At 61.0% G+C, this 22,940-nt stretch carries 24 protein-coding genes; 22 read left to right on the top strand and 2 right to left on the bottom strand.

Features of this window, described 5'->3' with window-relative positions:
* Positions 1-319 (bottom strand): hypothetical protein (locus XI03_RS09960; RefSeq protein ID WP_271592022.1); only part of this gene is annotated, 319 nt, incomplete at its 3' end.
* Positions 320-378: 59 nt separating this feature from the next.
* On the opposite strand from XI03_RS09960, the gene XI03_RS09955 reads away from it, so the two are divergent.
* The 20 genes from XI03_RS09955 (at position 379) to XI03_RS09860 (ending at position 21,330) form a co-directional block, all read left to right on the top strand.
* Positions 379-702 carry a DUF736 domain-containing protein gene (locus XI03_RS09955; protein WP_271592021.1) on the top strand — a complete coding sequence of 108 codons (324 nt, stop codon included), beginning with the start codon at positions 379-381 and terminating at the stop codon, positions 700-702.
* A 98-nt stretch (positions 703-800) separates the two neighbouring features.
* Positions 801-1,619 carry a DUF2285 domain-containing protein gene (locus XI03_RS09950; RefSeq protein WP_271592020.1) on the top strand — a complete coding sequence of 273 codons (819 nt, stop codon included), beginning with the start codon at positions 801-803 and terminating at the stop codon, positions 1,617-1,619.
* 150 nt (positions 1,620-1,769) lie between these two features.
* Complete coding sequence (locus XI03_RS09945; RefSeq protein ID WP_271592019.1) at positions 1,770-1,991, top strand: helix-turn-helix domain-containing protein; 222 nt, start codon at positions 1,770-1,772, stop codon at positions 1,989-1,991.
* Positions 1,981-2,520 carry a S26 family signal peptidase gene (locus XI03_RS09940; protein WP_271592018.1) on the top strand — a complete coding sequence of 180 codons (540 nt, stop codon included), beginning with the start codon at positions 1,981-1,983 and terminating at the stop codon, positions 2,518-2,520. Before XI03_RS09945 ends, XI03_RS09940 begins: the two co-directional genes overlap by 11 nt.
* 486 nt (positions 2,521-3,006) lie before the next feature.
* The gene (locus tag XI03_RS09935; RefSeq protein ID WP_271592017.1) at positions 3,007-3,954 is read left to right on the top strand and encodes a methyltransferase; all 948 of its coding nucleotides are present in this window, start codon (positions 3,007-3,009) and stop codon (positions 3,952-3,954) included.
* A 630-nt stretch (positions 3,955-4,584) separates the two neighbouring features.
* Positions 4,585-4,824, top strand: a complete 240-nt coding sequence (locus XI03_RS09930) for a hypothetical protein (protein ID WP_271592016.1) — start codon at positions 4,585-4,587, stop codon at positions 4,822-4,824.
* Between the two features lie 708 nt (positions 4,825-5,532).
* Positions 5,533-7,500 (top strand): relaxase/mobilization nuclease RlxS, encoded by a 1,968-nt coding sequence (rlxS, locus tag XI03_RS09925; protein WP_271592015.1) that lies wholly within the window; start codon positions 5,533-5,535, stop codon positions 7,498-7,500.
* A gap of 125 nt (positions 7,501-7,625) precedes the next feature.
* Entirely contained in the window at positions 7,626-8,765 is a 1,140-nt protein-coding gene (locus XI03_RS09920; protein ID WP_271592014.1) for a nucleotidyltransferase family protein, read from the top strand.
* A 463-nt stretch (positions 8,766-9,228) separates the two neighbouring features.
* Positions 9,229-11,256, top strand: coding sequence for a conjugal transfer protein TraG (locus tag XI03_RS09915; protein WP_271592013.1), 2,028 nt, complete (start codon positions 9,229-9,231; stop codon positions 11,254-11,256).
* An 11-nt stretch (positions 11,257-11,267) separates the two neighbouring features.
* Positions 11,268-11,819 (top strand): CopG family transcriptional regulator, encoded by a 552-nt coding sequence (locus tag XI03_RS09910; protein ID WP_271592012.1) that lies wholly within the window; start codon positions 11,268-11,270, stop codon positions 11,817-11,819.
* Complete coding sequence (gene trbB, locus XI03_RS09905) at positions 11,812-12,795, top strand: P-type conjugative transfer ATPase TrbB (RefSeq protein ID WP_271592011.1); 984 nt, start codon at positions 11,812-11,814, stop codon at positions 12,793-12,795. Before XI03_RS09910 ends, trbB begins: the two co-directional genes overlap by 8 nt.
* A gap of 18 nt (positions 12,796-12,813) precedes the next feature.
* The gene (locus tag XI03_RS09900) at positions 12,814-13,182 is read left to right on the top strand and encodes a TrbC/VirB2 family protein (protein ID WP_271592010.1); all 369 of its coding nucleotides are present in this window, start codon (positions 12,814-12,816) and stop codon (positions 13,180-13,182) included.
* Positions 13,182-13,439, top strand: a complete 258-nt coding sequence (locus XI03_RS09895; protein WP_271592009.1) for a VirB3 family type IV secretion system protein — start codon at positions 13,182-13,184, stop codon at positions 13,437-13,439. Before XI03_RS09900 ends, XI03_RS09895 begins: the two co-directional genes overlap by 1 nt.
* Complete coding sequence (gene trbE / locus XI03_RS09890; RefSeq protein ID WP_271592008.1) at positions 13,433-16,003, top strand: conjugal transfer protein TrbE; 2,571 nt, start codon at positions 13,433-13,435, stop codon at positions 16,001-16,003. The genes XI03_RS09895 and trbE overlap by 7 nt, the downstream gene beginning before the upstream one ends.
* Before the next feature lie 27 nt (positions 16,004-16,030).
* Positions 16,031-16,783, top strand: coding sequence for a P-type conjugative transfer protein TrbJ (trbJ, locus tag XI03_RS09885; protein ID WP_271592007.1), 753 nt, complete (start codon positions 16,031-16,033; stop codon positions 16,781-16,783).
* An 11-nt stretch (positions 16,784-16,794) separates the two neighbouring features.
* A complete protein-coding gene (trbL, locus tag XI03_RS09880; protein WP_271592006.1) occupies positions 16,795-17,958 on the top strand; it encodes a P-type conjugative transfer protein TrbL in 1,164 nt (387 codons plus the stop codon).
* A 3-nt stretch (positions 17,959-17,961) separates the two neighbouring features.
* Complete coding sequence (gene trbF, locus XI03_RS09875; RefSeq protein ID WP_271592005.1) at positions 17,962-18,666, top strand: conjugal transfer protein TrbF; 705 nt, start codon at positions 17,962-17,964, stop codon at positions 18,664-18,666.
* A complete protein-coding gene (gene trbG / locus XI03_RS09870; RefSeq protein ID WP_271592004.1) occupies positions 18,663-19,688 on the top strand; it encodes a P-type conjugative transfer protein TrbG in 1,026 nt (341 codons plus the stop codon). Before trbF ends, trbG begins: the two co-directional genes overlap by 4 nt.
* Complete coding sequence (locus XI03_RS09865) at positions 19,685-20,962, top strand: TrbI/VirB10 family protein (RefSeq protein WP_271592003.1); 1,278 nt, start codon at positions 19,685-19,687, stop codon at positions 20,960-20,962. The genes trbG and XI03_RS09865 overlap by 4 nt, the downstream gene beginning before the upstream one ends.
* A 5-nt stretch (positions 20,963-20,967) precedes the next feature.
* Entirely contained in the window at positions 20,968-21,330 is a 363-nt protein-coding gene (locus XI03_RS09860) for a DUF2274 domain-containing protein (RefSeq protein ID WP_271592002.1), read from the top strand.
* On the opposite strand, the gene XI03_RS09855 is transcribed toward XI03_RS09860, so the two are convergent.
* The gene (locus tag XI03_RS09855; RefSeq protein WP_271592001.1) at positions 21,317-21,733 is read right to left on the bottom strand and encodes a hypothetical protein; all 417 of its coding nucleotides are present in this window, start codon (positions 21,731-21,733) and stop codon (positions 21,317-21,319) included. The genes XI03_RS09860 and XI03_RS09855 overlap by 14 nt on opposite strands.
* 68 nt (positions 21,734-21,801) lie before the next feature.
* On the opposite strand from XI03_RS09855, the gene XI03_RS09850 reads away from it, so the two are divergent.
* Both XI03_RS09850 and XI03_RS09845 read left to right on the top strand, forming a co-directional pair.
* The gene (locus XI03_RS09850; protein WP_312010565.1) at positions 21,802-22,023 is read left to right on the top strand and encodes a helix-turn-helix domain-containing protein; all 222 of its coding nucleotides are present in this window, start codon (positions 21,802-21,804) and stop codon (positions 22,021-22,023) included.
* 543 nt (positions 22,024-22,566) lie between these two features.
* Positions 22,567-22,911: a hypothetical protein gene (locus XI03_RS09845; protein ID WP_271592000.1), complete on the top strand. Its 345-nt coding sequence runs from the start codon at positions 22,567-22,569 to the stop codon at positions 22,909-22,911.
* Positions 22,912-22,940: the final 29 nt, after the last annotated feature.

Here is a 22,940-nt window from a genome sequence, read left to right as displayed (position 1 = left end):
TTCGGGTGATTTCGATTTCGGTTAAGAAAATGAAAGACGCATACGGCCGGCGCTTGTAGCTATCATGATCGATCTGGGCGCCGCCCCGATCGTCCGGGTCTCGTCGCAGTTTCCGTTTCAGCGGGGCCGATACCCTGCGCGTGGCGCAGAGACCTATGGGAAGCGCTCCGCCTGCCAAAACCCACGCCGCCAACTTTTTTCCCCGCCGGACAAATGCGTCCGGCTCCTCGCGGCCGTTTCGCTTCAAAAAAGCTTCCGGCTCAGGTGCTCCGCGTGCGCTACGCCCCGCATGCGGGTTCGAAGGCGTTTCGCTTCCCATAACGGTCTCGCCATCGCGAGGGGATCGGCTCCTCGCGAGCAACAGAAGAGGACAAGACCATGACCGCGATCGGATACGTCACCAAGAACGACAATGGTAGCTACAAGGGTCAGCTCAAGACCGTCTCAATTCGCGCCGATATCGATATCATCCCGAACCGCGACAAGAGCGCGGAGACCCATCCGGACTTCCGGGTCTTCACTCAGGGGGTCGAGATTGGGGCAGGGTGGGTCCGCCGCGGCGAGAACAGCCGCAAGGACTATGTGAGCCTGTCCCTGGCGGCGCCCGAATTCGGCCCGCGCAAGCTCTACGCTAATCTCGGCCGCGCCGCGGGCCAGGATGACGACGGCGTGTTTGCCCTGATCTGGAATCCGGCGGACTGACGCCAATCGGCCCCGCGAGAACTGCTCGCGGGGCCGTTCTCTTGCCCTATTTGGACAGGACGATCCAAAGTTGTATTGGAATTTGTTGGGACGCCTGTTTGATCCATTCAGCTAATGCGAGCCGTGGTCTTGCCCATGATCATGCGGCTTCCTGCATTCCCGCCGACTATGACGGCGGCGATTGGGCATGGGAGTTCCTACGACGCAATGCCGACTACGTCGCCGATTGGCGAAGCTCTGTACCTCAGCACTTGCCGTGCATCACACTCAACGACGGCACCAAGCTATTGCGCCTCAGGCGTAGGTTTCCGCGGGCCGAGAGGTGGGGACTTTACGCCTTCGCCGATCCAAGACTTTGCGCTCACGAGGCAATCGCGTTCTGGCATACCAATACCTTGAAGCGGGTCGTTCGGCTGAATGCGAGGAAGCCGGTCGAGGGCGAAGAGGCGAAAGTCCGACGGCTTGCTGATTTCAATGCTGATCGACAGGCAGTGATAGGTATCGACGGCGTTCCACTAGTGGTGATGAAGCGCAATGGTGTTCGCGTGCCTCTCGAAATCCACGGGCTTTCGGTCCTGACCGCGGCATTTACGCCGGTCTTTGAGCTGCACGATCTCCATGATCTTGCGGCTCAAGCCGAGCTTCTAAAGCGCCTGCAGCGCTTCACCGAGGCGGACTTTAGAACGTTTCAAAAGCCTTCCGCGGCAGCCGACGAGCGGCTTCGTCAGGCTCTCATCGCGCTCGACGAAAGCCTGCACGGTAAGACATATCGACAGATCGCAATTGCGATCTTCGGAGAGAATAAAGTTACTGAAGAATGGTACGGGCATAGTCAATTTTTGCGCGATCGCACGCGCCGCCTTGTTGCCAAGGGCACCGAATTGATGAAGGGCGGTTACCGCGACCTTTTGAGCTGATCGAAATTTGTCATTCTCTTTTGACGAAGTTTGCTCGCGCAGGATGGCGAAAGAGAAACTCTGAACTTCGCCACTCCACAAAGCCTCTCCAATCTGACGACGCTTCTTCTTGCACCTCTTGGTTGTACGAGGTGTGGGAAGGAAAGCTGGATGATCACGAAAGCTGACGACAAGGAGCCGGACAAGCCGTTCCTCAACACTGCGGAGGCGGCCACCTGGCTCAGGCTCACGAAGAACACGCTGGAGAAGATGCGGGTCCAGGGCAGGGGACCGACCTACCGCAAACATGGACGCTACGTCCGCTACCACATCGAAGACCTCGTCGAATGGTCGCATGCGAGCAAGAGGAGGTCGACCTCCGATGCCGATTGACCGCACGAGACTATGGCGCCAGGCCTCAACGCTCTCAGCCATGTGCGCCGGCATCATCACGCTTCTGATGTCGTCCGCTCCGGCGGTGCCGCTGCTGATCTACAATGCCACGGGCAGCGCGCCGCTCGGTTTCTACTATCTGGAGCCGCGCCTGCCGGTGCGCGGCGAGCTCGCCGTCTTCAAGCCACCTCCTGGAATCGAGCTCCTGATCATCGCGCACGAGATCCTCCCCATGCCGGTGCCTCTTCTAAAGCGGGTCGAGGCCATCGGCGGAGACGAAATCTGCCGCACCAGGGAGCCGATCGGCAACATCTCCATCAACGGAAAGGTCGTTGCCGAGGTGCTCGACAAAGACCGGCAAGGGCGGCCTCTGCCGGCCTGGGAGGGCTGCATGCGGCTCGTTGAGGGCGAATACTTCCTGCTGCAGCCTCACCCGAATTCCTTTGACTCGCGCTACTTCGGGCCGGTGCTCCGGTGCGACATCCTGGGGGTCGCGCGTCCACTCTGGACATGGAATCCCGATATGTGAGCCGTTGGCGACGACCGGCGCGCGTCTGAAGAACGCGCGCCCGTCAAATTTGGCTCTCGGCTCGAGCCCTGATCGCCTGCAACCCGTCAGGCCGGCAGGCAAGGTCTTCAGCACTGGGCTGACAAACCTCTACGACGCCCCGTCCGATCATGACGGTGGTGATCAGAGGATCGATCGCAACAGCTCGCGCACGGGTTGGCATGCGAAAAGCGCTTTTCCTTTAAGCAGGGGGACTTGAGGGGCGCTGCCCCGTCACCCCTGCAAGACCTTCTTTCGTCCTCCGGTGCAGCAAGTCGGTCGCACGTCGCAGCTCACGCGGCTCGGTGCAACCGCGTTGCGCACCATCGGATTCGCGCCGGCGCACCGGCGCCGAAACAAGCTCTTGCCCCCGAAACCCCGCTCTCGCCGACGGGCAGGCGGCATGGCGAAGGCCATGCGCGCCGCGCCGATCAAACGCCCATCAAGGGCCCACAAGCGAGACACACGATGGCAAAATTGACGAAGGCGGAAGCCAAGGCACATGCCGAGGCTGTCGAATTGCTCAAGAAGGACGTCCTCACCTATGATGAGCGTGTGTTTGTGCTCGACAATTGGCACGAGGGCGCAAGCCACATCAACGGAGCGGCGGGGGCGTTCTTTACCCCTAGGGGGCTTGCCGGAGACTTCGCAATTGATGCTTACGGCGGCCGAACGGTCGACCTTTGCGCCGGGATTGGCGCGCTCGCATTCCACGTCTATTGGAGGGCACACTATGCGCGCGGTCGCGACGAGCCACAGAAAGAGATCGTCTGCATCGAGCGCAATTCTGCCTATGTCGAGGTCGGTCGCAAGGTCCTGCCGGAAGCCAATTGGATTTGCGCCGACGTGTTCAGTTTGGACCTGACAAGCCTCGGTCGTTTCGGCTGCGCGATCGCAAATCCCCCATTCGGAGCCACTTCGAGGATCGGAAGCGGACCCCGGTATACCGGACGCTCTTTCGAGTTTCACGTGATCGATATAGCTTCCGGTATTGCGGATTATGGCGCGTTCATCATCCCGCAGACGTCTGCACCGTTCCAATATAGCGGCGTGCAGTGCTACCGCGAACGCAAGAGCGCGGATTATCTCAAGTTCACCGAGCAGACCGGAATTCACCTCGAAGCGGGCTGCGGCGTGGACTGCTCTTTCTATCGTGACACATGGAAGGGCGTCGCGCCCAATGTCGAAATCGTCTGCGCCAATTTCGAGGAAATCCCCCGCAACAAGGCTCGATCTTCGGCCGAGCCAGAGGCCGAGCTGCGTGCTCTCTGGAGCAAAAACGGAGTTCCGGTGGATCGGCAGGACGCGATAATTCGTGAGGTCGAGGCCAAAGCCAGGGGCGGAATTCGGTTTGACGAACGCCCCCTCCAGGCGGACTTGTTCAACGATCTTGGACCCTACGCGCCCAAGCGCTGACGGTATTTGCGGCGAATTTCGTCTCGCAAATTGTCTGAGCGAGCCAGGCTGCCAAGCCTGGTTCACTCGGTCGGCCTCTGTGCGCCTGATGAACTTCAGCGCTCGTCGGACAGCCCAAAGGCCCGTTGTACAGCGCAGCCATTTTTCATTCAGACGCTGATCACCTTTGGCCCATCTGCGAACTTGCGCCGTGTCCGATGGAGGTCGTCTCATCAAGCCCAGAGCGGACCAGACTTGCTCAACCTGAGTTCTTAGCGATTTTACCCTGAGAGGACTTTTGACCGTTCTCATTCCGTGCTGGGGTCGCCGTTTATTCCCATTCAACGGACGGCGCTGCCTGTTGCCGACCCCAGTTGGCCTAGTTTGAATTGCTCGGTGGCCTGTTTTGTTTTTCTGGCGCATAAAGATGCATGCCAGAGTCTCATCATCGATCCTGTCAATGCGGCGCTGTTTACAGCCGCACCGAGGCGATGGCCCCTTCGCGGGAAATAGCCAGCTTCGAGTGCTCGGTTTGCGGCGCAACCATGGAATCGTGGAACACCGCTTGGGTGCCCACATATCGCTTGATAGCTGGCCCAGTTCGTCTGCCTCACAGTAGCAACTAGCGACACGCTGAGGCATTAGCGAGCGATGGCGGAGTCGTTCGGCAATTCGTTCACTATCGTTGAGGCGACCTCGGACGAGGTGCCATCCACAAAGCAGTTGTGGCTTGCCTTAGCCAAGCCTAGCCAGGCGTTGACATTGGTCCTCGCCGCCGTTCCCGAAGGCTGGACGGCGGAAGTTGTTCCAGCAATCCTCACGGAAAAGCAGCAAAAGATGTTCGAGGAACTAAACCTCGGCCCCGGCGACGTTTATAGGATCGATTCATAGTAAGGCCACCTCAGTTGCCGGCCACTTTTACTTTCAGCCTACGGTGACTTCCGCTGCTAGCCCTTCAGCGACATCGGAAGATTGCTGCTTCTCCGCCACTCTTCGGGCCTAATCGGAAATCGGTCGGCCAGCCCCTTTATGAATACCAGGACCCTCGCGTACGCGGGCAAGAATTCGCGGAGGAGTACGATAATAACGTGCTGGGCGATGCCTTCGGCCCGCGCTCTACTCGTCGCTTCGCTCCTCACCGAGCCACCCTACGGGTGTCTCGGCCCTTCGGGTAACGATCGCTATCGCGGGCCAAGTCGCAGCGGCTCTTTCGCAATGAATCGGCCACCTGTCGACGTGTTCGGGCAGGCGCTATTGGAAGCATCTACCGCAATGACCCGAACTGCGTTTCGTCGCAAATCGCCGAGTACCGAGTGTTTGTTGGCTTGGAATTTGGGGCTTGGGAATCAGCGACCGGGAGACGACGACTTTTGATCTCGTGGTAGGAAAGCAAAAAAAGCGGGAGGGCAAGATAAAAGCACTGGCGCTACGGAGCGCTTAAGCCGTTGTCTGCACATCCAAGATTTGGCGCTCTCTGGATCTTCGCTGTCGCCAGGTGAGACCCAACGCAATGGCGAACTTGGGCAATTGCGTCTGCGTCTTGGCGAGCCCTCGTCGGCTTCACATATCGGCGTCTTCTCCAAACGTCGGATGCATGCCATGCGAGAGATCGAAGACGAATTCGAAGTGAAGCTCGGACGGATCGGCAACCGGAGAGCCAAGAGAGCGGCCAGCTATCTTCGACGGGTCCGCCAGGAGGCGGCCAAGGCCGGCGCCCGTGCACGGGCAGGTACGTCGTTCACAGGCGGCCGCATCGGCCGCGGCCACGCGCAAGGTGCGGTGTTGGCCGGACGCGGACGAAGCCAGGGACAGCGCCGTGTCGTGATCAAGGCCCGGATCGTGCGGATCAAGTCAGGTGACACCGGTGCTGTGCGAGCGCACCTCCGCTACGTCCAACGCGACGGCGTCACGCGCGAGGGTGAGCCGGGGGAGCTATACGACGCCAGCAGTGACCGCGCCGATGGCAAGAGCTTTACGGAGCGCAGCGCCGGCGATCGCCACCAGTTCCGGTTTATTGTGGCGCCGGAGGACAGCGCGGAGCTGGCAGACCTGAAACCCTTTGTCCGCGACCTCATGCGGCAGATGGAGCAGGACCTCGGCACCAGGCTCGAATGGGTCGCCGCTGATCATTTCAACACTGGCCATCCCCACACGCACATCATCCTGCGCGGCAAGGATGACGAAGGAAACGACCTCGTCATCGCGCGCGACTATATCGCTCATGGCTTTCGGTCGCGGGCAGCGGAGCTCATCACGCGAGAGCTCGGCCCAGAAACGGAGATCGAGGTTGCTCGCAAGCTTCAGCAGGAGATCACGGCCGAGCGGCTCACGCGGCTTGACCGGAGCATTCTCCGAGATGCTCCGGGCGGAGCTCTTGAGCTTGGGGCTCTGTCTGGGCGGGAGCCTACATGGCAAGCGGCGCGGATCGGACGGCTGCGAACCTTGGAGCGAATGGGCTTGGCAGAAGAGGCTGAACCGGGGCGTTGGCGGATCGACCCTGAGCTCGAGCCCAAGCTGAGACGCATGGGGGAACGCGGCGATATCATCAAGACCATGCATCGCGAGATGGCAGCCGCAGGAGTTACGCGGGCGGCCAGCGACTACACGATCTTCGATCCGGAACGAAGCGCTCATCGCCTGGTCGGGCGGGTTGTTGGCGAGGGGTTTGCCGACGAACTGACGGAGCGCCGTTATGTCGTGATCGATGGGGTGGACGGGCGGACGCACTATGTCGAGATTGGTACCCTTCGCGCCAACGAAGAGCCGCCTGTCCGGAACACGATTCTGGAGCTCAGGGCGCGCGTCGCTGAACCGCGCGCAATCGACCTGACGATCGCAGAAATCGCCGCCCGCCATGGCGGCATCTACAGCGACCGTTTGCATCGGGAATTCGACCCGCAAGCGTCGGGCGAATTTGTCGGATCCCACGTGCGGCGCCTGGAGGCCATGCGGCGCGAAGGGATAGTCAGCCGTCTTGCCGATGGCAGTTGGAGCGCCGGGCAGGATTATCTGGACGGGGCGCTTCGATATGAAAAACTCCAGCAATCGCGCAAACCGGTGCGGGTCGCAGTGCTGTCATGGCAAAGGCTTGAAGATTTGCCGCAGGCAGTAGGTGCAACCTGGCTCGATCGCAAGCTCGTTGGGAAGGAGCCCGATGAGCTCGCGCCGACCGGTTTTGGCGCGGACCTCGAGACCGCGTTGCGAGGAAGGCGGCAGTGGCTGATCGAGCAGGGGCTTGCGCGAGAGGAAGGTGGCCAGATGCGCTTTGCGCGGAACATGCTCGAGACGCTCGAGACGCGCGAACTGGCGCGGACGGCGGCCGACATATCCGCGCGCACCGGCCTTGAACATGTCGACGTGAAGGCCGGCAGCAAGATCGATGGCGTCTACCGGCGCATGCTGACACTAAACAGCGGGCGGTTCGCCGTGATCGAGCGGTCCCACGAGTTCGCGCTGGTGCCGTGGCGGCCGGTGCTGGAGCGAGCGCGCGGGCAATTGGTCACCGGTCAGGTCGGCGGGGAGGGCATATCCTGGTCGATCGGCATCAAGCGCGGGTTGGGCCTATAGATCTACGTAAGACACTGATAAATATAGAAGTTATACTATTTTTACGGAAATAGTATAACGGGCTTGCCCCTTTGGGGAATTGGTTATACTATTTTCGCGAAAATAGTATAACTGGGGTTCCCGGCATGACGTCCGCCCGCCTCGATATCACCTATCAAACGCTATATTCGGAATTGGCCCAGCGTAGCCTCGATGAAAGCTTCACCTCCGAATTCTCCTCGAATGGAAGATTCGTGGCCGTCGAGGTCAAGGACAAGAAATACTGGTACTTCGACACACCCAAGCCCGAGGGGGGTGGCCAGGATCGCCGCTACGTCGGTCCAGTGGACGATCCCGAAATCACCAAACGGGTTGAGGCATTCAAAGATTTGAAGGCCGACCTGAAGGGACGTCGCCGCCTTGTTTCCACGCTGACCCGCGAAGCCTATCTGCCGCGCCCCTTACCCATGGTTGGCCAAGTCGTGGAGCAACTGGCCAAGGCTGGCTTCTTCCGCATGAGGGGAGTGCTCGTCGGTACTGTGGCCTACCAATGTTACTCCGCCGTGCTTGGCCGACGCCTCGATGCGGTCGCCATGCAGACTGGTGATGCCGACTTTGCGCAATTCCATGAAATCTCGGTAGCCATCAAGGACTCCATACCTCCCATCCTGGAGGTACTTCGACAAGTCGACCAGACCTTTCGTGAGGTCCCAAGCCAAGCCGATGGCAGGGTTTCCACCCAATTCGTGTCGAGAGGCAACTTCAAGGTGGAATTCCTGACACCGAACCAGTGGTCCGATGATCAGGCAGGCAAGCCAGTTCCGATGCCGGCGCTCGGTGGTGCGGCGGCATTTCCGCTGCGCTTTCTCGATTACCTGATCTACGAGCCAATCCGTGCCGTGCTGCTGCACGGTGCAGGCGTGCCGGTTCTCATTCCATCTCCAGAGCGATATGCCATCCACAAGCTCATCGTCGGATCCCGCCGGAAGCAAGACCGCGACGGGACGGCCAAGAGCGCGAAGGATCGGCTTCAAGCCAGATCGATCATTGAAGCAATGATCGAGAACCGGCAGCACGCTGATCTTGCCTCCGCCTTCATGGAGGCATGGGATCGTGGTGACCAGTGGAGAGCTGCGATCCGCACCAGCATTGCAACCTATGACGATGACTTCCAGACGTTGCTCCGAACCGAATTTGCGAAGGGTGTATCCGAGTTCGGCTCCAATCCAGCCAATTACGATCTGGCAGACAAGTCCACCGACAAGCCGGCTCCTCCATCAAAATGACCTATGGACGGGCAGGCCACGTCCGGCCTCGCGTTTCCTGCTCCAACGTCGCCTCGACCAGCAGAAGCACAGGCCTTGCTGGCTTTTGCATGCCAAACGGCATGTTGGTCACTGACCCATCCGACACTTCGCGCCGAATACAATTAGATCCAGCTCGGTCTTGCAGAATCGCATCGTGACGCTTCGTGACCGCGCCAACTCGCACATGGTCGCTCCGGTATTGAGCGCCATTCGCCAGGGTTCAGTGGGGAAATGCCAACGAGATGCTATTTGCGCCACGCGTTCACGCGCTGTTGAGGGATGCGACGACGCTGCGCTGACCTTGATCTTCAAGTCCGGCGCCTGATCAGACTTGATCAACCTCGCGCTCGCTGCCGGCGCGACTTTTTATTTCGATTGAACGCAAAGCGCATTCGTCTCTTTCATCGCGCCGCTCACGTTGCGTGAGTATGGGGCGAGCGGGATGTTTCCAGCTAAAATCTATGTCGGTCAGATCACCGTCGTGCTCGGCATCGTCGTTGTGTCGACCTGGGCCGCAACACAGTGGACCGCCGCAGCTCTCGGCTATCAGCAGCGTCTGGGGGAACCCTGGTTCTTGATCGTCGGCTATCGCGTCTATCTGCCCTGGCGGTTGTTCGAATGGTGGTTCGCCTACGAGGCCTATGCGCCCGAGATCTTTGAGGAGGGCGGAGCGATTGCGGCGGCTGGCGGCATCGCGGGCGCGCTCTTTGCGATCGTCAACTCTGTGTGGCGCGCGCGCCAAAGCCAATTGGTGACGACTTACGGTTCGGCTCGGTGGGCGACGTCGAAGGAAATCAAGGCGGCCGGCCTGTTCGCGTCCAAGGGCGTTTTCCTGGGGCGTCTCGAGAACAACTATCTGCGGCACGATGGACCGGAACACGTCATGTGCTTTGCGCCGACCCGCTCGGGCAAGGGCGTCGGACTGGTCTTGCCCACCTTGCTGTCGTGGACCTCGTCGGCGGTAGTGCACGACATCAAGGGCGAAAACTGGGAACTGACGTCCGGCTGGCGTTCGACGTTCTCGCATTGCCTCTTGTTCAATCCCACGGATTCGCGGAGCGCGCGTTACAATCCGCTGCTCGAAGTGCGCAAAGGGGCGGCCGAAGTCCGCGACGTCCAGAACATCGCCGACATCCTGGTCGATCCCGAAGGAGCGCTCGAACGCCGAACCCATTGGGAAAAGACCAGTCATTCGCTTCTGGTCGGTGTGATCCTTCACGTCCTCTATGCAGAAGAAAAGAAGACGCTAACCCGCGTCACCGAGATCCTGGCCGATCCAGCGCAGTCCTTTGAGAAGACGCTCAGGATCATGCTGGCGACCAATCACCTCGGCACCAAGGCCGAGCCGAAGGTGCACCCCGTCGTCGCCGCGACCGCGCGAGAGCTGCTCAACAAGTCCGAAAACGAGCGCTCCGGCGTTCTGTCGACAGCTGTGAGCTTTCTTGGGCTCTACCGCGATCCCGTCGTCAGCCGAAACACCGAATCTTGCGATTGGCGCATCGCCGACCTCGTGAGTGCCGATAAGCCGGTCACGCTCTACCTCGTCGTTCCGCCGTCGGACATCAGCCGGACCAAGCCGCTGATCAGGCTGATCCTCAATCAGATCGGCCGCCGGCTGACCGAGACGCTGAATACCAAGGCAGGCGACCGCAGGCACCGTCAGCTCCTGATGATGCTGGATGAGTTTCCTGCGCTTGGCCGGCTTGACTTCTTCGAGAGCGCGCTCGCCTTCATGGCCGGTTACGGCATCCGCGCCTACCTGATCGCCCAGTCGCTCAATCAGATCGCAAAGGCGTATGGCGAGAACAATGCGATCCTGGACAATTGTCACGTCCGCATTGCTTTCGCCGCCAATGATGAGCGCACCGCCAAACGGATTTCGGACGCCCTCGGCACCGCAACGGAACTACGTGCACAGCGCAACTATGCAGGCCATCGGCTGGCTCCCTGGCTTGGCCACGTGATGGTCAGCCGTCAGGAGACCGCGCGTCCCTTGCTGACGCCTGGCGAGGTGATGCAACTGCCGCCCGACCAGGCTATCGTGCTGGTCTCGGGTCTTGCGCCGGTCCGGGCGACAAAGCTGCGGCACTACGAGGACGCAAACTTCGTCCGTCGCCTGCGTAAGCCGCCGTTCTTGGCCGGGGACGGGTATGCCGATCGTCCGCCGGCTCGCCCTGACGATTGGCGTGGCGAGTTGCGCACCACCGACCTTCGCCTAGCGACCCTGCCATATCGCGAGCTGATGCAGACGGGCGGCGAGGACGGCGGTCTCAAGCAGCAATTGCCGTTGTTCGACGAGGCCGCACCAGTTGCGACCGACGTCCGTGCCATCGAGGAGCGGTTGCTCGACGACGAGTCCGACGTCGCCGCCGACCGTAGCCAGATGCGGCAGGCAGCAAACGCGTCGAGCGCCGTGCGGCGAGCCCATGCCGTCACCCGCGACGACGACGATCTTCTCCCCTCGTTCTGAAGAGCATCCCGATGAAACCTAAACTGTCGGCTTACGTCTCTGAGAGTGTGGCGCAGCGCCTCGAGCTCGCCGCCAAGCGCCCCGGAGCCAACAAGTCAGCCATTGTCGATGCTGCCTTGGATCGCTTTCTTAATCCCGAGCGCGACACCAGCGGCGACGCGGCACTGATCCGAAGGCTGGATCGGATGAACCGGCAATTGGAACGTGCCGACCGCGACCTTGGCGTTCTCGCTGAGACGATCGCGCTATTCATCCGATATTACCTGACCATCACCCCGCCGCTGCCTTCGCAGGATCAGGACGCAGCGCGCGCGCTCGGACGCGAGCGGTTCGAGATGTTTGTTGCCCAGGTCGGCAAACGGGTCGCCTCTGGCGGCCGGCTTGTCGCTGACGTCATGGATCGCGTCAGCGCCTCGAAGCCTGATCTCTTCATGCGGAATCTTGAGGAGGGCGCCCCTCTGGGCGCTGCCCAACCCAGCGACCCTGGATCCCGCGCGCAGAGCGCGACGGGTGAGCCGCCGGAGCATTCTCCGGCTGGGCGAGAGGAGGTCGGCAATGTCTGATCTCCTCTCGCCAGAAACTCGCGAACGACGCCGGGGCATGCTGCGGACCGCGATGGGACCGGCGATCGCGCTGGCTCTGGAGGAGCCGGATGTGGTCGAGGTTATGGTCAATCCCGACGGGAGGCTTTGGCTTGATCGGCACGGGACGGGCCGCGCGGACACCGGCGTTGTCCTGACGCCACAGGAGGCGGAGCGGATCATCCGGCTTGTTGCCAGCCACGTGCGGGCGGAAGCGAGCGGTTCGTCTCCAATCGTCTCGGCAGAGCTCCCCGAAACCGGTGAGCGCTTCGAAGGCGTCTTGCCGCCGGTTTCGCTCGCACCTTGCTTTGCCATCCGCAAGCCCGCAACGACCACGTTCCGCCTGTCCGACTACGTCAAGGCGCAGATTGCATCGCCTCTGATGGCGAAGGTGCTGACCTCCGCAGTCACTGAAGCGCGCAGCATTCTGATCGCCGGCGGCACCGGCTCGGGCAAGACGACGCTCGCCAATGCACTTCTTGCGGAGATCGCCGGCCTCGAAGAGCGGGTGGTCATCATTGAGGATACCCGCGAGCTGCGCTGCGATGCAAAGGATGCCGTGACGCTCCGGACCAAGCCGGGCGTGGCGAGCCTTGCCGATCTTGTTCGCTCCACGCTGCGCTTGCGGCCCGACCGCATCATCGTCGGTGAGGTCAGAGGCGCCGAGGCCCTCGACATGCTGAAGGCCTGGAATACCGGCCATCCCGGCGGAATCGCCACGGTCCACGCCAACTCGGCGCGCGCCGCGCTCTACCGTATCGAGCAACTGATCCAAGAAGCGGTCGCTACAGTCCCGCGTCGGCTGATTGCCGAGGCGATCGACGTAATCGTCTTCATCAAGGGGCGGGGTCCCGCACGGCGCATTGAGACCGTCGCCGAGCTCAAAGGCCTCGATCCGGCAGGCGACTATCTGCTTGAGACCCCGCCCGGACTTCCAAACACATCCCATCGGCCCTGACCACAAGGAGACTGCAATATGTCCATTCGTCTGCGTCTAAACGTGCGTTCCCGCCTTCGCGGATTCTGTTCGATCAACGCTCTGCCTCTGGTCGAGCTCGGCGTGGCCTCGGCTTGCGTGCTCCTCAGCGTCTCGGCGGCGCACGCCGCGGGTTCAGGCATGCCGTGGGAAGCGCCGCTCGAGCGTGTCCTGGAATCCGTGCAGGGGCCCGTCGCCAAGATCGTCGCCGTCATCATCATCACGGTAACAGGCATATCGCTGGCTTTCGGCGACACCTCCGGTGGATTCCGCAAGATGGTCCAGGTCGTCTTCGGCCTCTCGATCGCCTTCGCCGCAAGTTCCTTCTTCCTCTCGTTCTTCTCGTTCGGTGGGGGAGCACTGATCTGATGCGCCCCGATGGTTTTGAACTCGTGCTCCACCGCTCGTTGACGGAGCCAATCCTGATCGGCGGTGCCCCGCGTGCGGCCGCCATCCTGATTGGGACCCTCTCGGCCGTGCTGGCGCTCGGCCTGCGCCTTTGGCTCGCAGGCCTCGTCCTCTGGATCATCGGCCATAGCGCGGCCGTTTGGCTAGCAAAACGCGACCCGGCCTTCGTCGAAGTCGCCATCCGTCACACCAAGCACAAAGGGCGGCTCGCATGCTGAACTTGAGAGAATTCCGCGGCAGTGCCTATCGGCTGGCTGATTGGCTGCCATGGGCATGCCTGGTGGCTCCGGGCGTCATCCTAAACAAGGACGGCAGCTTTCAACGGACGATCCGCTACCGCGGACCGGACCTCGAGAGTGCGACCGAGGCCGAGCTGATGAGCGTCGTATCTCGCGTCAACAACGTTCTGAAGCGCTTTGGCTCAGGCTGGGCTCTGTTCTTTGATGCCACGCGCATTCCGGCTGGCGAATATCCGAGGTCGGAATTTCCCGATCCGGTGTCCTGGCTGGTGGATGAAGAGCGGCGCGCAGCTTTTGAAGGGCCCGCTGGCGTGGCATGGGAGGATCCGTCACGCCCCGGCGGGCAGCATTTCGAGAGTGTGCTGCATCTGACGTTGATGTATCTGCCGCCGGCCGAAAGGGTCTCGCGCCTCGAAGGTCTTTTCCTCGAGCGCCCTAAGGCTAGGGATAGCGTGGCGGAAAAAGGACAACGCATTCGGCGTGGCCAATCGACCAAAGCTGCTGCGCAAGGTGACATCGACGACGGTGAAGTCGATGGCCAACAGAGATTTGATAGCAACGAGAAAGGCTATCGCGATCATCTCCAGAGGTTCATCCAGGAAACCGATCGGGCGATCGATCTGCTCTCGTCAATCTTGCCCGAGATCTGGCCTCTCAGCGATGCGGAGGCGCTCACCTATCTTCATAGCTGCATCTCGACGAAGCGCCATCCGGTCAGCGTTCCCAAGATCCCGGCCTATCTCGATTGCTTCCTAAGCGATGAGTCCTTGACAGGAGGATTGTCCCCGGCGATCGGGCGGAGCCATCTGCGGGTGTTGACGGTCCTTGGGTTTCCACACGTCACCTTTCCCGGCCTGCTCGATGAGCTGAACCGGATCGGCGTTGCCTATCGCTGGTCGACCCGGTTCATTCCGCTCGATCGCACGCAGGCAAACGCGACGCTGTCGCGCTACCGGCGGCAGTGGTTTGCGAAGCGAAAGTCGCTCGGCGCGATCCTGAAGGAAGTCATGTTCAACGAGCAGGCGGCGCTACTCGACACCGACGCCAGCAACAAGGCTCTTGACGCCGACGCGGCTCTCTCCGAGCTCGGTGACGATCTGGTTGCCTTCGGCTATATCACCACGACTGTCACCATAAGCGACGAGGAATCGCATCAAGCGGACGAGAAGATCCGTGCGGTCGAGCGAGTGATCAATAGCCGGGGTTTCACGGCTATTCGCGAAAGCGTCAACGCGGTGGAAGCCTGGCTCGGTGGTCTGCCGGGGCAAGCCTATGCCAACATACGCCAGCCTATCGTTCACACGCTGAACCTCGCCCACATGTGCCCATTGTCGGCTGTATGGGCCGGGCCCGAACGGTGTGAGCACCTCGACGGCCCGCCGCTTTTGATCGCCAAGACCAAGGGTGCGACCCCATTCAGGCTGTCGCTTCACGCCGGCGATGTCGGGCATACCATCATTGTCGGTCCGACCGGAGCGGGCAAGTCGGTATTGCTGTCGATGCTCGCCCTTCAATTCCGCCGCTACCCAAACGCTCAGTTGATCACGTTTGACAAGGGCCGGTCGGCACGGGTCACGACGCTTGCGTTGTCGGGGTCTTGGTACGAACTAGGCGCCAAAGGCGGTATCGCGTTTCAGCCGCTCAAAGACGTCGCGGAGGAGGGGGCGAGACTCTGGGCGCTCGACTGGCTCTGTGGCGTGCTTGCCCATGAGCGCGTGCCCGTGACACCCGACGTCAAAGAGACGCTCTGGTCGGCGCTGAGGAGCCTTGGTTCCGCGCCGGTCCCGCAGCGGACGATGACCGGGCTCGTGGCGCTACTTGCCCGCGACGCGCTGCGGCAGGCGCTGCAACCCTACACGTTGGAAGGACCGTACGGCCGTTTCCTGGATGCCGACGCTGATCGTCTTTCCGGCGCCGACGTGCTGACCTTCGAGATGGAAGAACTCATGGCGTTGCCAGGTCTGGTTGCGCCGGTTCTGACCTATCTCTTCCACACCCTTGAAGAGCGCTTTGATGGCCGGCCCACGCTGCTGGTGCTGGATGAAGCCTGGGTATTTCTGGACGATCCGCTGTTCGCGAGCCGCATTCGCGAATGGCTGAAGACGCTGCGCAAGAAGAACGTCTCGGTCATTTTTGCGACCCAGTCGCTCGCCGACATCGCCGAGAGCCAGATTGCGCCTGCGATCATCGAATCCTGCCCAAGCCGGATATTCCTCCCGAACCCACGTGCGCTGGAACCGACCCAGACCGAGACCTACCGCCGGTTCGGCTTGAACGAGACGCAAGTTCGCCTGATCGCGGAAGCGTTCCCGAAGCGCGACTACTACCTGCAGTCCCGCGCCGGAAACCGCCTGTTCGAGCTGGGTCTCGGACCAGTGGCGCTCGCGCTCGTCGCGGCGTCCTCGCCTGAGGATCAACGGACCATCGATGCGGTCCTGTCCCGCTCCGGCCCCCATCACTTTGCCAAGCGCTATCTCGCTGAACGAGATCTGCACTGGGCGGCGAACCTGATCAGCACCTTCGAACAGGCCCAGAAAGCCTGATCCAACCCCACGTTTAAGGAGCCATCAATGCTGAAGATTTTCGGCACGCCTGTCGCATGCCGCACGCTAAAGGCGACCGCAATTGTCGCGCTATCCATCGTCATTGCGCTGAATGGATCTCGCCGGCTCGGCGCGCAAGTCGTCGTCTTCGATCCATCGAACTACAGCCAGAATCTCCTGACGGCCGCTCGCACGCTCGAGCAGATCAACAACCAGATCAGGAGTCTGCAAAACCAGACACAGTCCCTGCTCAATCAGGCCAGGAACCTTACGAGCCTCCCCACAAGCGTCGTCGGCCAGCTCACGTCAACGATCAATCAGATGAACACGCTGATTGGTCAAGCAAAGAACGTCTCATTCGATGTTCAGAAGACTCAGCAGGATTTTGAGCGCTTTTATCCTCGCCAGTATGCGGCAGCCGTTTCATCAGACAAGATGGTGCAGGATGCGACATCGCGTTGGGACAATAGCTACGACGGACTCAAACAGTCGCTCACAGTTCAATCGGCCATTGTCAGCGGTTTGGATCAGGACGGCCAGACACTACGAACCCTGATGGCAAATTCGTCTGCCGCGGTCGGCTCGCTGCAGGCTCAACAGTCCGGCAACGAACTGCTCGGCCTCCAAATCAAGCAGTCGTTGCAGACCCAGGCGCTCATTGCAACACAGGCGCGCGCGGACGCGTTACGTGCTGCCGAACAGCAAGCATCGTCGGCCGCCGCGAAGGAGCGCTTCAATCGCTTCATCGGTGATGGCCATGCCTACACCAGCGGCAAGTAGGTGAGGGCGCCATGGCTGATCTCTCCGTCATCGACCGCTTCACCGAGACCTTCTCGCGCTATATCGACTCTGGTTTTGGTCTTCTGTCCGGCGACGTCTCATTCTTGAGCTCAACGTTGATCGGCATCGACCTGACCCTCGCTGGGCTTGCCTGGAGCATGCGCGCGGATGACCACATCTTGGTCACGCTCGCCAAGAAGGTGCTTTATGTCGGCGCTTTCGCGTTCATTATCGGCAACTTCAAGGGCCTTGCCGATATCGTCTTTGCGTCGTTCTCCAGCATTGGACTAAAGGCATCCGGCGAGACCTTGAGCGCCGCCGATCTGGCGCGGCCAGGCTTTGTCGCCTCCGCCGGGTTTACGGCCGCGCATCCTCTTCTGGAGGAGACCGGCCAGTTCTCTGGCTTCGATGTCCTGACCAATCTGCCGACGATCTTGATCCTGCTGTTTTGCTGGATCCTGATCGTGCTCGCGTTCTTCGTGCTCTCGGTGCAGCTCTTCGTCACGCTGATCGAGTTCAAGCTGACAACGCTCGCAAGCTTCATCCTTGTACCGTTCGCCCTGTGGGGAAAGACCGCATTCCTCGCGGAAAAGACGCTCGGCAACGTAGTCGCCTCGGGGGTGAAGGTGATGGTTCTCGCGATCATTATCGGCATCGGCTCGACCATCTTCGGTCAGCTTGCCAGCACGCTGACGCGGCCGGTCGATATCGTATCGGCCATGAGCTTGTTGCTGGCGGCCCTTTCGCTGTTTGGCCTTGGCATCTTCGGCCCAGGAATCGCGGCGGGACTGGTCTCAGGTGCGCCTCAGTTGGGCGCAGGTGCAGCCGCGGGAACGGTGGCGGGTGCGGCGGCTGTCGTGATCGGCGGCGGAGCGGCAGCCGCAGGAGGCTTACGCCTTGCCGCGGGCGGTTCAATGGCTGCGGTTCGCTCCGCAGCATCGCTCACCGGAGCGTCTTCGACTGCGGGCACGTCAGCTCGGGCCGCGACCGTGGATCAGCTATCGAGTGCGAGCACTGGCGGTGCAACGAACGGAGCGGCCGCTTCAGGCGCGGGGCGTGCGACGGCGTCGTCAGCACGCGGACACGCAAGGGAGGCGGCACAAGTCGCAGCTCACACTCTGAAAGAGGGCGACAAAGGTGGGCATTCGTCGGGCCCGAAGCTGGGGGAGGAGTAGGATATGGCTGGTCACCCCTTTCAGCGCGTGTCCGTCCGCTACGGCGAAACGCCAGAGCCGGTCACGCCCTATCAGAGGGCAGCTCAGGTCTGGGACGAGCGGCTCGGGTCCGCCCGTGTTCAGGCCAGCAACTGGCGGCTGGCAGCCCTGGCAGCAATCGGCCTGTCCAGCATCCTCGGATTGACGATCCTCACCCAGATCGCTCGCTCGGGTGTCGTTCCCTACGTGGTCGAGGTCGATCGGCTCGGTGAAGTCCGAGCGGTCGGACCGGCGCTTGAGACCTACCAGCCGTCCGACGCGCAGATCGCACATTTCCTTGCGCGGTTCATCGAGAACGTCCGCTCGCTGTCAATCGATCCCGTCATCGTCCGGGCGAACTGGCTGCGTGCCTACGACTTCGTCACCGACCGGGGCGCGCAAGCCTTGAACGACTACGCGCGCGAAGCCGATCCGTTCACGAAGATCGGCTCGAAGACCGTGACCACCGAGGTCACATCCGTGGTGCGCGCGTCTGGCGACAGTTTCGAGATCCGCTGGAAAGAAAACACCTACGAGAACGGCGCGATCGCGAAGACCGAGCGCTTCACCGGTCTCGTCACCACCGTTCTCAAGCCGCCCGCAGACGCCGAAACGCTGCGGAAGAACCCCCTCGGCCTCTACGTCCATTCCCTCAACTGGTCGCGCGACCTCATCGGAGACGCCAAATGAATTCCACAGCCCTTACCAAGCTCGCGTCGGCCAGTGTCCTTGCCTTGTCGATTGGGCTTGCCGGATGCGCCACCAAGTTCAATCTTGAAGCGCCCTATGATGAGATGACGTTTGAGAAGGCGCTGCCAGAGAGTGATCCGCCGGCGCCCGTGCAAGTCGTCGAAACGCCCAAGGTCCTGCCGTTGCCGGGTCAGTTGAAGCCGTTTCCCACAAAAGGTGCCAAGGAAGAAAAACTGCCGCCCGAGCAGGCGATCGCGAAGGCGAACAAGGCCGCGCGGATGGAGCCCACGCGCGCCGGATATATCAACGCCATCCAAGTGTATCCCTGGACGGAGGGCGCACTCTACCGGCTCTATGCCAGTCCGGAGAAGGTTTCGACGATCGCGCTTCAACCCGGCGAGGAACTAATCGACGTCTCCACCGGGGATACGGTTCGCTGGGTCGTCGGCGATACATCGAGCGGTCAGGGAAGCGCCCGGCGAGTGCACATCCTGGTCAAGCCGACGTTGCCGGATATCCAGACTAATCTCGTGGTTCTGACCGACCGGCGCGCCTATCACCTCGAGGTCGTCTCGACCAAGCAAACCTATATGGCGTCCATCTCGTGGACGTATCCCACTGACACGCTCGTTGCTCTCCACAAGCAGAACGTCGCGGCCCAGGAAAGCGAAGAGCGGATCGCCGATCGCGGCGTGCGGCTCGACAGCTTGAACTTCCGCTATCGCATCGAAGGCGACGATCCGCCCTGGCGGCCAGTGCGCGCCTTCGACGACGGCCGCAAGGTCTACATCCAGATGCCGACCGGCCTGTCGCAAGGCGAGGCGCCACCCTTGTTCGTCGCCGGAGCCGACGGCCGGCCGAACCTCGTCAACTACCGGGTTCGCGGCTCCTACTACATCGTCGATCGGATGTTCGGTGCCGCCGAGCTTCGCCTTGGCGAAGATCCCCAGCGCATCGTCCGGATCGTCCGGATCGACGCGCGACCCGTGTCGCGAGCCTTCAGCAGCGGGAGCGCTTCATGACGAGCCTGGACCAGGATCCGGAGCCGCTGGAGCTGCGGTCGCGGCCGCGGCCCGTTCGGCGCCTCAATAGGCGGGCCCTCATGATCGGCTGCGCTGTCGCGGCGCTGTTTGTTGGCGGAGCGATACTCATTGCGCTCCGGCCTCACTCGTTCAAGCAGGCGGAGCGAACAGAGCTCTACAACACTGACCGCAAACAGACCGCCGAGGGGCTCAGCAAACTGCCAAAATCCTATGAGGAGCTGCCGCCGTCGACGCCCCGGCTTGGGCCGCCGTCACCTGGGGACATTGGCCGGGCCTTTGCCGAAAACGAGAAGAAGGCCGGCGTGGCATCGAACACGGGCTTCCGCACCAACCCAGAGGAAGACGCCGAGCGGGCTGAGCGGATCCGCCAGACACGGGTCGCTCAACAGGCAAAGGAGTCGGGCTTGTTCGTCCGCCTGTCGGAGAAACAGGAAAGGCGGAAGCAGACAAGCACGACCGAAGCCACGGCTGCTGCTGCCCCTTCGGCATTCCGGCCTTCAACACCCGACACAGGACCATCTGCGGCGGAGCTCGCAAGAACGGCGCAGGCGATGATCGACCGCTCCAGCGAAATCATTCCCTCGTCGCAGGCGCGAAAACTGGCCTTCGCTGGCGCGAAGGCTGACACGGAGACCACCAATCCCCATGCGCTCAAACCAGCACCATCCACCTATGCGGTGATGGCAGGGGCGATCATCCCGGCGAGCCTCGTCACGGGGCTCAATTCGGACTTGCCAGGCACGACCATCGGCCAGGTCACCGAGAACGTTTACGACACGGTAACGGGCGAGCATCTCTTGATCCCGCAAGGGACAAGGATCGTGGGCAAGTACGATAGTGTCGTCGCGTTTGGCCAGAAGCGGGCCCTGGTCGTCTGGAGCCGGCTCATCCTGCCGAACGGCAATTCGATCGTAATCGAGAACCTGCCGGCGACGGACGTTGCTGGCTATGCCGGGCTCGAGGACCAGGTGGACTTCCATACCTGGCAATTGCTCAAGGGCGTGGCTTTGGCGACCCTGATCGGGGTGGGGACCCAGCTATCGATCGGCAACGACGAGAGCGATCTCGTGAAGGCGTTGCGGGAGAGCACGCAGCAAACGACCAATCGTGCTGGCCAGCGCCTCGTCGAACGCGAGCTCGACGTGCAGCCGACGATCACGGTACGGCCGGGATGGCCGCTGCGGGTGATTGTTTCGAAGGATCTGGTGCTGAAGCCGTATCAAGACGTTAAGACGGCGGTCAAGGCGAGATAGTGCCGATGAAGCTATCGAAGCTGCCCGACCGTACCCCTGTCAAACTCAGCACGATGCTAACGCCAACCCTTGCGGCGCGGCTTCGCGACTATGCCGATTTCTACGCAGAGACCTACGGTACACGGGAGGAGGTGGCCGATCTCGTACCGTTTATGCTGGAAGCGTTTCTAGATGGCGATGCGGATTTCAGGCGAACCAGCCGGGGAGGCGGCGCGAAGGACCCGGCGGTTGGTACGTCCCGACGTCTCAATAATCCGTCTACCCAGAAAGAGCCGTCGGAGGGCTCCAGCAAGAGCAAGGAATCATCCTACCGGCCCGCTCACACGGAGGAAGCGAACCAGAGATTTCCGCAATCTAGACCGGAGTAATCGGTTCGCTTGACATCTGACTGATGGCATCCTTGACCAGACTGATAGAACGCTCAAGTCGCTGCAGGAGTCTATTTAGGTCTGAAACAGTTGCTTCCTCCATCCGAAGATTTTCGAAAGTTACGGCTCGTCGAACCAGGACGTCTAGCGCTTCGAGGTCGGTCGATGAATCTGGCATGGTGTCTGAAGCATGTGACCACAGCACATGCGCAATTACCATTCCGTCCGGACTAATTTCTACGGTTGATGAAGCTCTTGTCCGTACCGCTTGTTCTACGAGTTGGGCAGGCATTTCGACTGCAGAAACGTATTCGCGGACGCCGATAGCGCGGTAGCCAAATCGATAGGTGTCCCCCGCAACTTCCGCGAACGGAAATAGCTGTACTGTTTCAGGACCATTCATATGGAATATCGCCTCCCCAATCCGTTTTGTTGAGTATACTCAATTGATGAGTATGCTCAACAAGCAGCATGCCGTCTTTCATGGACGGAATGCGAGACATTGTTGCGAAGAACCTTCGCCGGCTTCGGCATGAAAAGGGATGGAGTCAGGAAGAACTCTCATTTCGAGCGAAGGTAGATCGAAGTTATATCAGCCAGCTGGAGACCAGCACCTACAGTGCTTCGGTTACCATGCTTGGCAAGCTTGCAAAGGCGCTGGGCGTGGACGCGGGCGACCTACTGAAGCGATAACATTGAGCCGCATACCCGAGCCTGCGGCGCTGAAGCGGTTCCACAGAGCTGGCACGCATTAAGAAGTCTCCGAACTTGCCGGGGAATACTCCCGTTTCGCGCAGACAGTTTCCGGAGACGATTTCGATCACACCCGCCGCCGATGAAGGTAGTCGGTTTCGGGACTGATAACGTTTTGAGAGAAAGCTTATCAGTTCCTGTTTGGCTCGATGTTTTGATCGGGCAGAAGCGAGAATTGTTACGACCACGAGACTAGTAGATTGACTTAGATAAGCGGGTGGCGGACTTGCCACGACCTTTGCTAGGAATGTAACAGAAGCTGACGGTACGTTTTTTGACGGCACCATTGGTACCTCTTCGACGGCACTGCTAACAATAAATCCGGCCAAAACAAAGCTTAGTATCGGCCTCCCTGCTGGCCCGACCACCGAACTTGAAGTCTCCGGCACCATCAGCGCAACGCATTTTGTGGGTGACGGCTCAGGCTTGACAGGCATTGCTTCGGCCGCAACGACTGGTCGCATCATCAGCGGTACGACTAGCATGCTGGCGATTTCTAGCACCGGTTACATCAGCCTCGCCCAGGCCGGGGCCAACACTGGCTGGTTCGACCCGGCAAGGGGCCTCGTCACCATTGGCGTCTCCTCCACCGGCCCCGTCAGCGCCACCAGCGGCTACTTCAGCGGTAATGTCAGCAGCGATGGCAATTTCGTGTTGAATGCGAATGGTGGACGCCTGACTTGGGGAGCTGTGACGAATGACAGCATTCACGGTGATGGCGTGAACCACTACATCCGCTTCACCACCTCCGGTACCGAGGCGATACGCATCGTCAGAGTGTTTTCGTCGGCATCGGCACCAGAGCACCGAGCGCAAAGCTCGAGGTAAATGGCACTATAAGCGCCACCAATCTGGTG

The organism is Bradyrhizobium sp. CCBAU 65884, from assembly GCF_028128835.1.
In the GTDB taxonomy this organism is placed as follows: Bacteria; Pseudomonadota; Alphaproteobacteria; order Rhizobiales; family Xanthobacteraceae; genus Bradyrhizobium; species Bradyrhizobium ottawaense.
Note: the sequence above shows the minus strand (reverse complement) of the source record. Positions and strands in the feature narration are given on the sequence as shown.

What these genes read in the sequence shown, in the direction of transcription:
- XI03_RS09955 (WP_271592021.1), top strand. Translation starts at nt 379, where the DNA reads ATGACCGCGATCGGATACGTCACCAAGAACGACAATGGTAGCTACAAG.
- XI03_RS09945 (WP_271592019.1), top strand. Translation starts at nt 1,770, where the DNA reads ATGATCACGAAAGCTGACGACAAGGAGCCGGACAAGCCGTTCCTCAAC.
- XI03_RS09940 (WP_271592018.1), top strand. Translation starts at nt 1,981, where the DNA reads ATGCCGATTGACCGCACGAGACTATGGCGCCAGGCCTCAACGCTCTCA.
- XI03_RS09935 (WP_271592017.1), top strand. Translation starts at nt 3,007, where the DNA reads ATGGCAAAATTGACGAAGGCGGAAGCCAAGGCACATGCCGAGGCTGTC.
- XI03_RS09930 (WP_271592016.1), top strand. Translation starts at nt 4,585, where the DNA reads ATGGCGGAGTCGTTCGGCAATTCGTTCACTATCGTTGAGGCGACCTCG.
- rlxS (WP_271592015.1), top strand. Translation starts at nt 5,533, where the DNA reads ATGCGAGAGATCGAAGACGAATTCGAAGTGAAGCTCGGACGGATCGGC.
- XI03_RS09920 (WP_271592014.1), top strand. Translation starts at nt 7,626, where the DNA reads ATGACGTCCGCCCGCCTCGATATCACCTATCAAACGCTATATTCGGAA.
- XI03_RS09915 (WP_271592013.1), top strand. Translation starts at nt 9,229, where the DNA reads ATGTTTCCAGCTAAAATCTATGTCGGTCAGATCACCGTCGTGCTCGGC.
- XI03_RS09910 (WP_271592012.1), top strand. Translation starts at nt 11,268, where the DNA reads ATGAAACCTAAACTGTCGGCTTACGTCTCTGAGAGTGTGGCGCAGCGC.
- trbB (WP_271592011.1), top strand. Translation starts at nt 11,812, where the DNA reads ATGTCTGATCTCCTCTCGCCAGAAACTCGCGAACGACGCCGGGGCATG.
- XI03_RS09900 (WP_271592010.1), top strand. Translation starts at nt 12,814, where the DNA reads ATGTCCATTCGTCTGCGTCTAAACGTGCGTTCCCGCCTTCGCGGATTC.
- XI03_RS09895 (WP_271592009.1), top strand. Translation starts at nt 13,182, where the DNA reads ATGCGCCCCGATGGTTTTGAACTCGTGCTCCACCGCTCGTTGACGGAG.
- trbE (WP_271592008.1), top strand. Translation starts at nt 13,433, where the DNA reads ATGCTGAACTTGAGAGAATTCCGCGGCAGTGCCTATCGGCTGGCTGAT.
- trbJ (WP_271592007.1), top strand. Translation starts at nt 16,031, where the DNA reads ATGCTGAAGATTTTCGGCACGCCTGTCGCATGCCGCACGCTAAAGGCG.
- trbL (WP_271592006.1), top strand. Translation starts at nt 16,795, where the DNA reads ATGGCTGATCTCTCCGTCATCGACCGCTTCACCGAGACCTTCTCGCGC.
- trbF (WP_271592005.1), top strand. Translation starts at nt 17,962, where the DNA reads ATGGCTGGTCACCCCTTTCAGCGCGTGTCCGTCCGCTACGGCGAAACG.
- trbG (WP_271592004.1), top strand. Translation starts at nt 18,663, where the DNA reads ATGAATTCCACAGCCCTTACCAAGCTCGCGTCGGCCAGTGTCCTTGCC.
- XI03_RS09865 (WP_271592003.1), top strand. Translation starts at nt 19,685, where the DNA reads ATGACGAGCCTGGACCAGGATCCGGAGCCGCTGGAGCTGCGGTCGCGG.
- XI03_RS09860 (WP_271592002.1), top strand. Translation starts at nt 20,968, where the DNA reads ATGAAGCTATCGAAGCTGCCCGACCGTACCCCTGTCAAACTCAGCACG.
- XI03_RS09855 (WP_271592001.1), bottom strand. Translation starts at nt 21,733, where the DNA reads ATGAATGGTCCTGAAACAGTACAGCTATTTCCGTTCGCGGAAGTTGCG.
- XI03_RS09850 (WP_312010565.1), top strand. Translation starts at nt 21,802, where the DNA reads ATGCCGTCTTTCATGGACGGAATGCGAGACATTGTTGCGAAGAACCTT.
- XI03_RS09845 (WP_271592000.1), top strand. Translation starts at nt 22,567, where the DNA reads ATGCTGGCGATTTCTAGCACCGGTTACATCAGCCTCGCCCAGGCCGGG.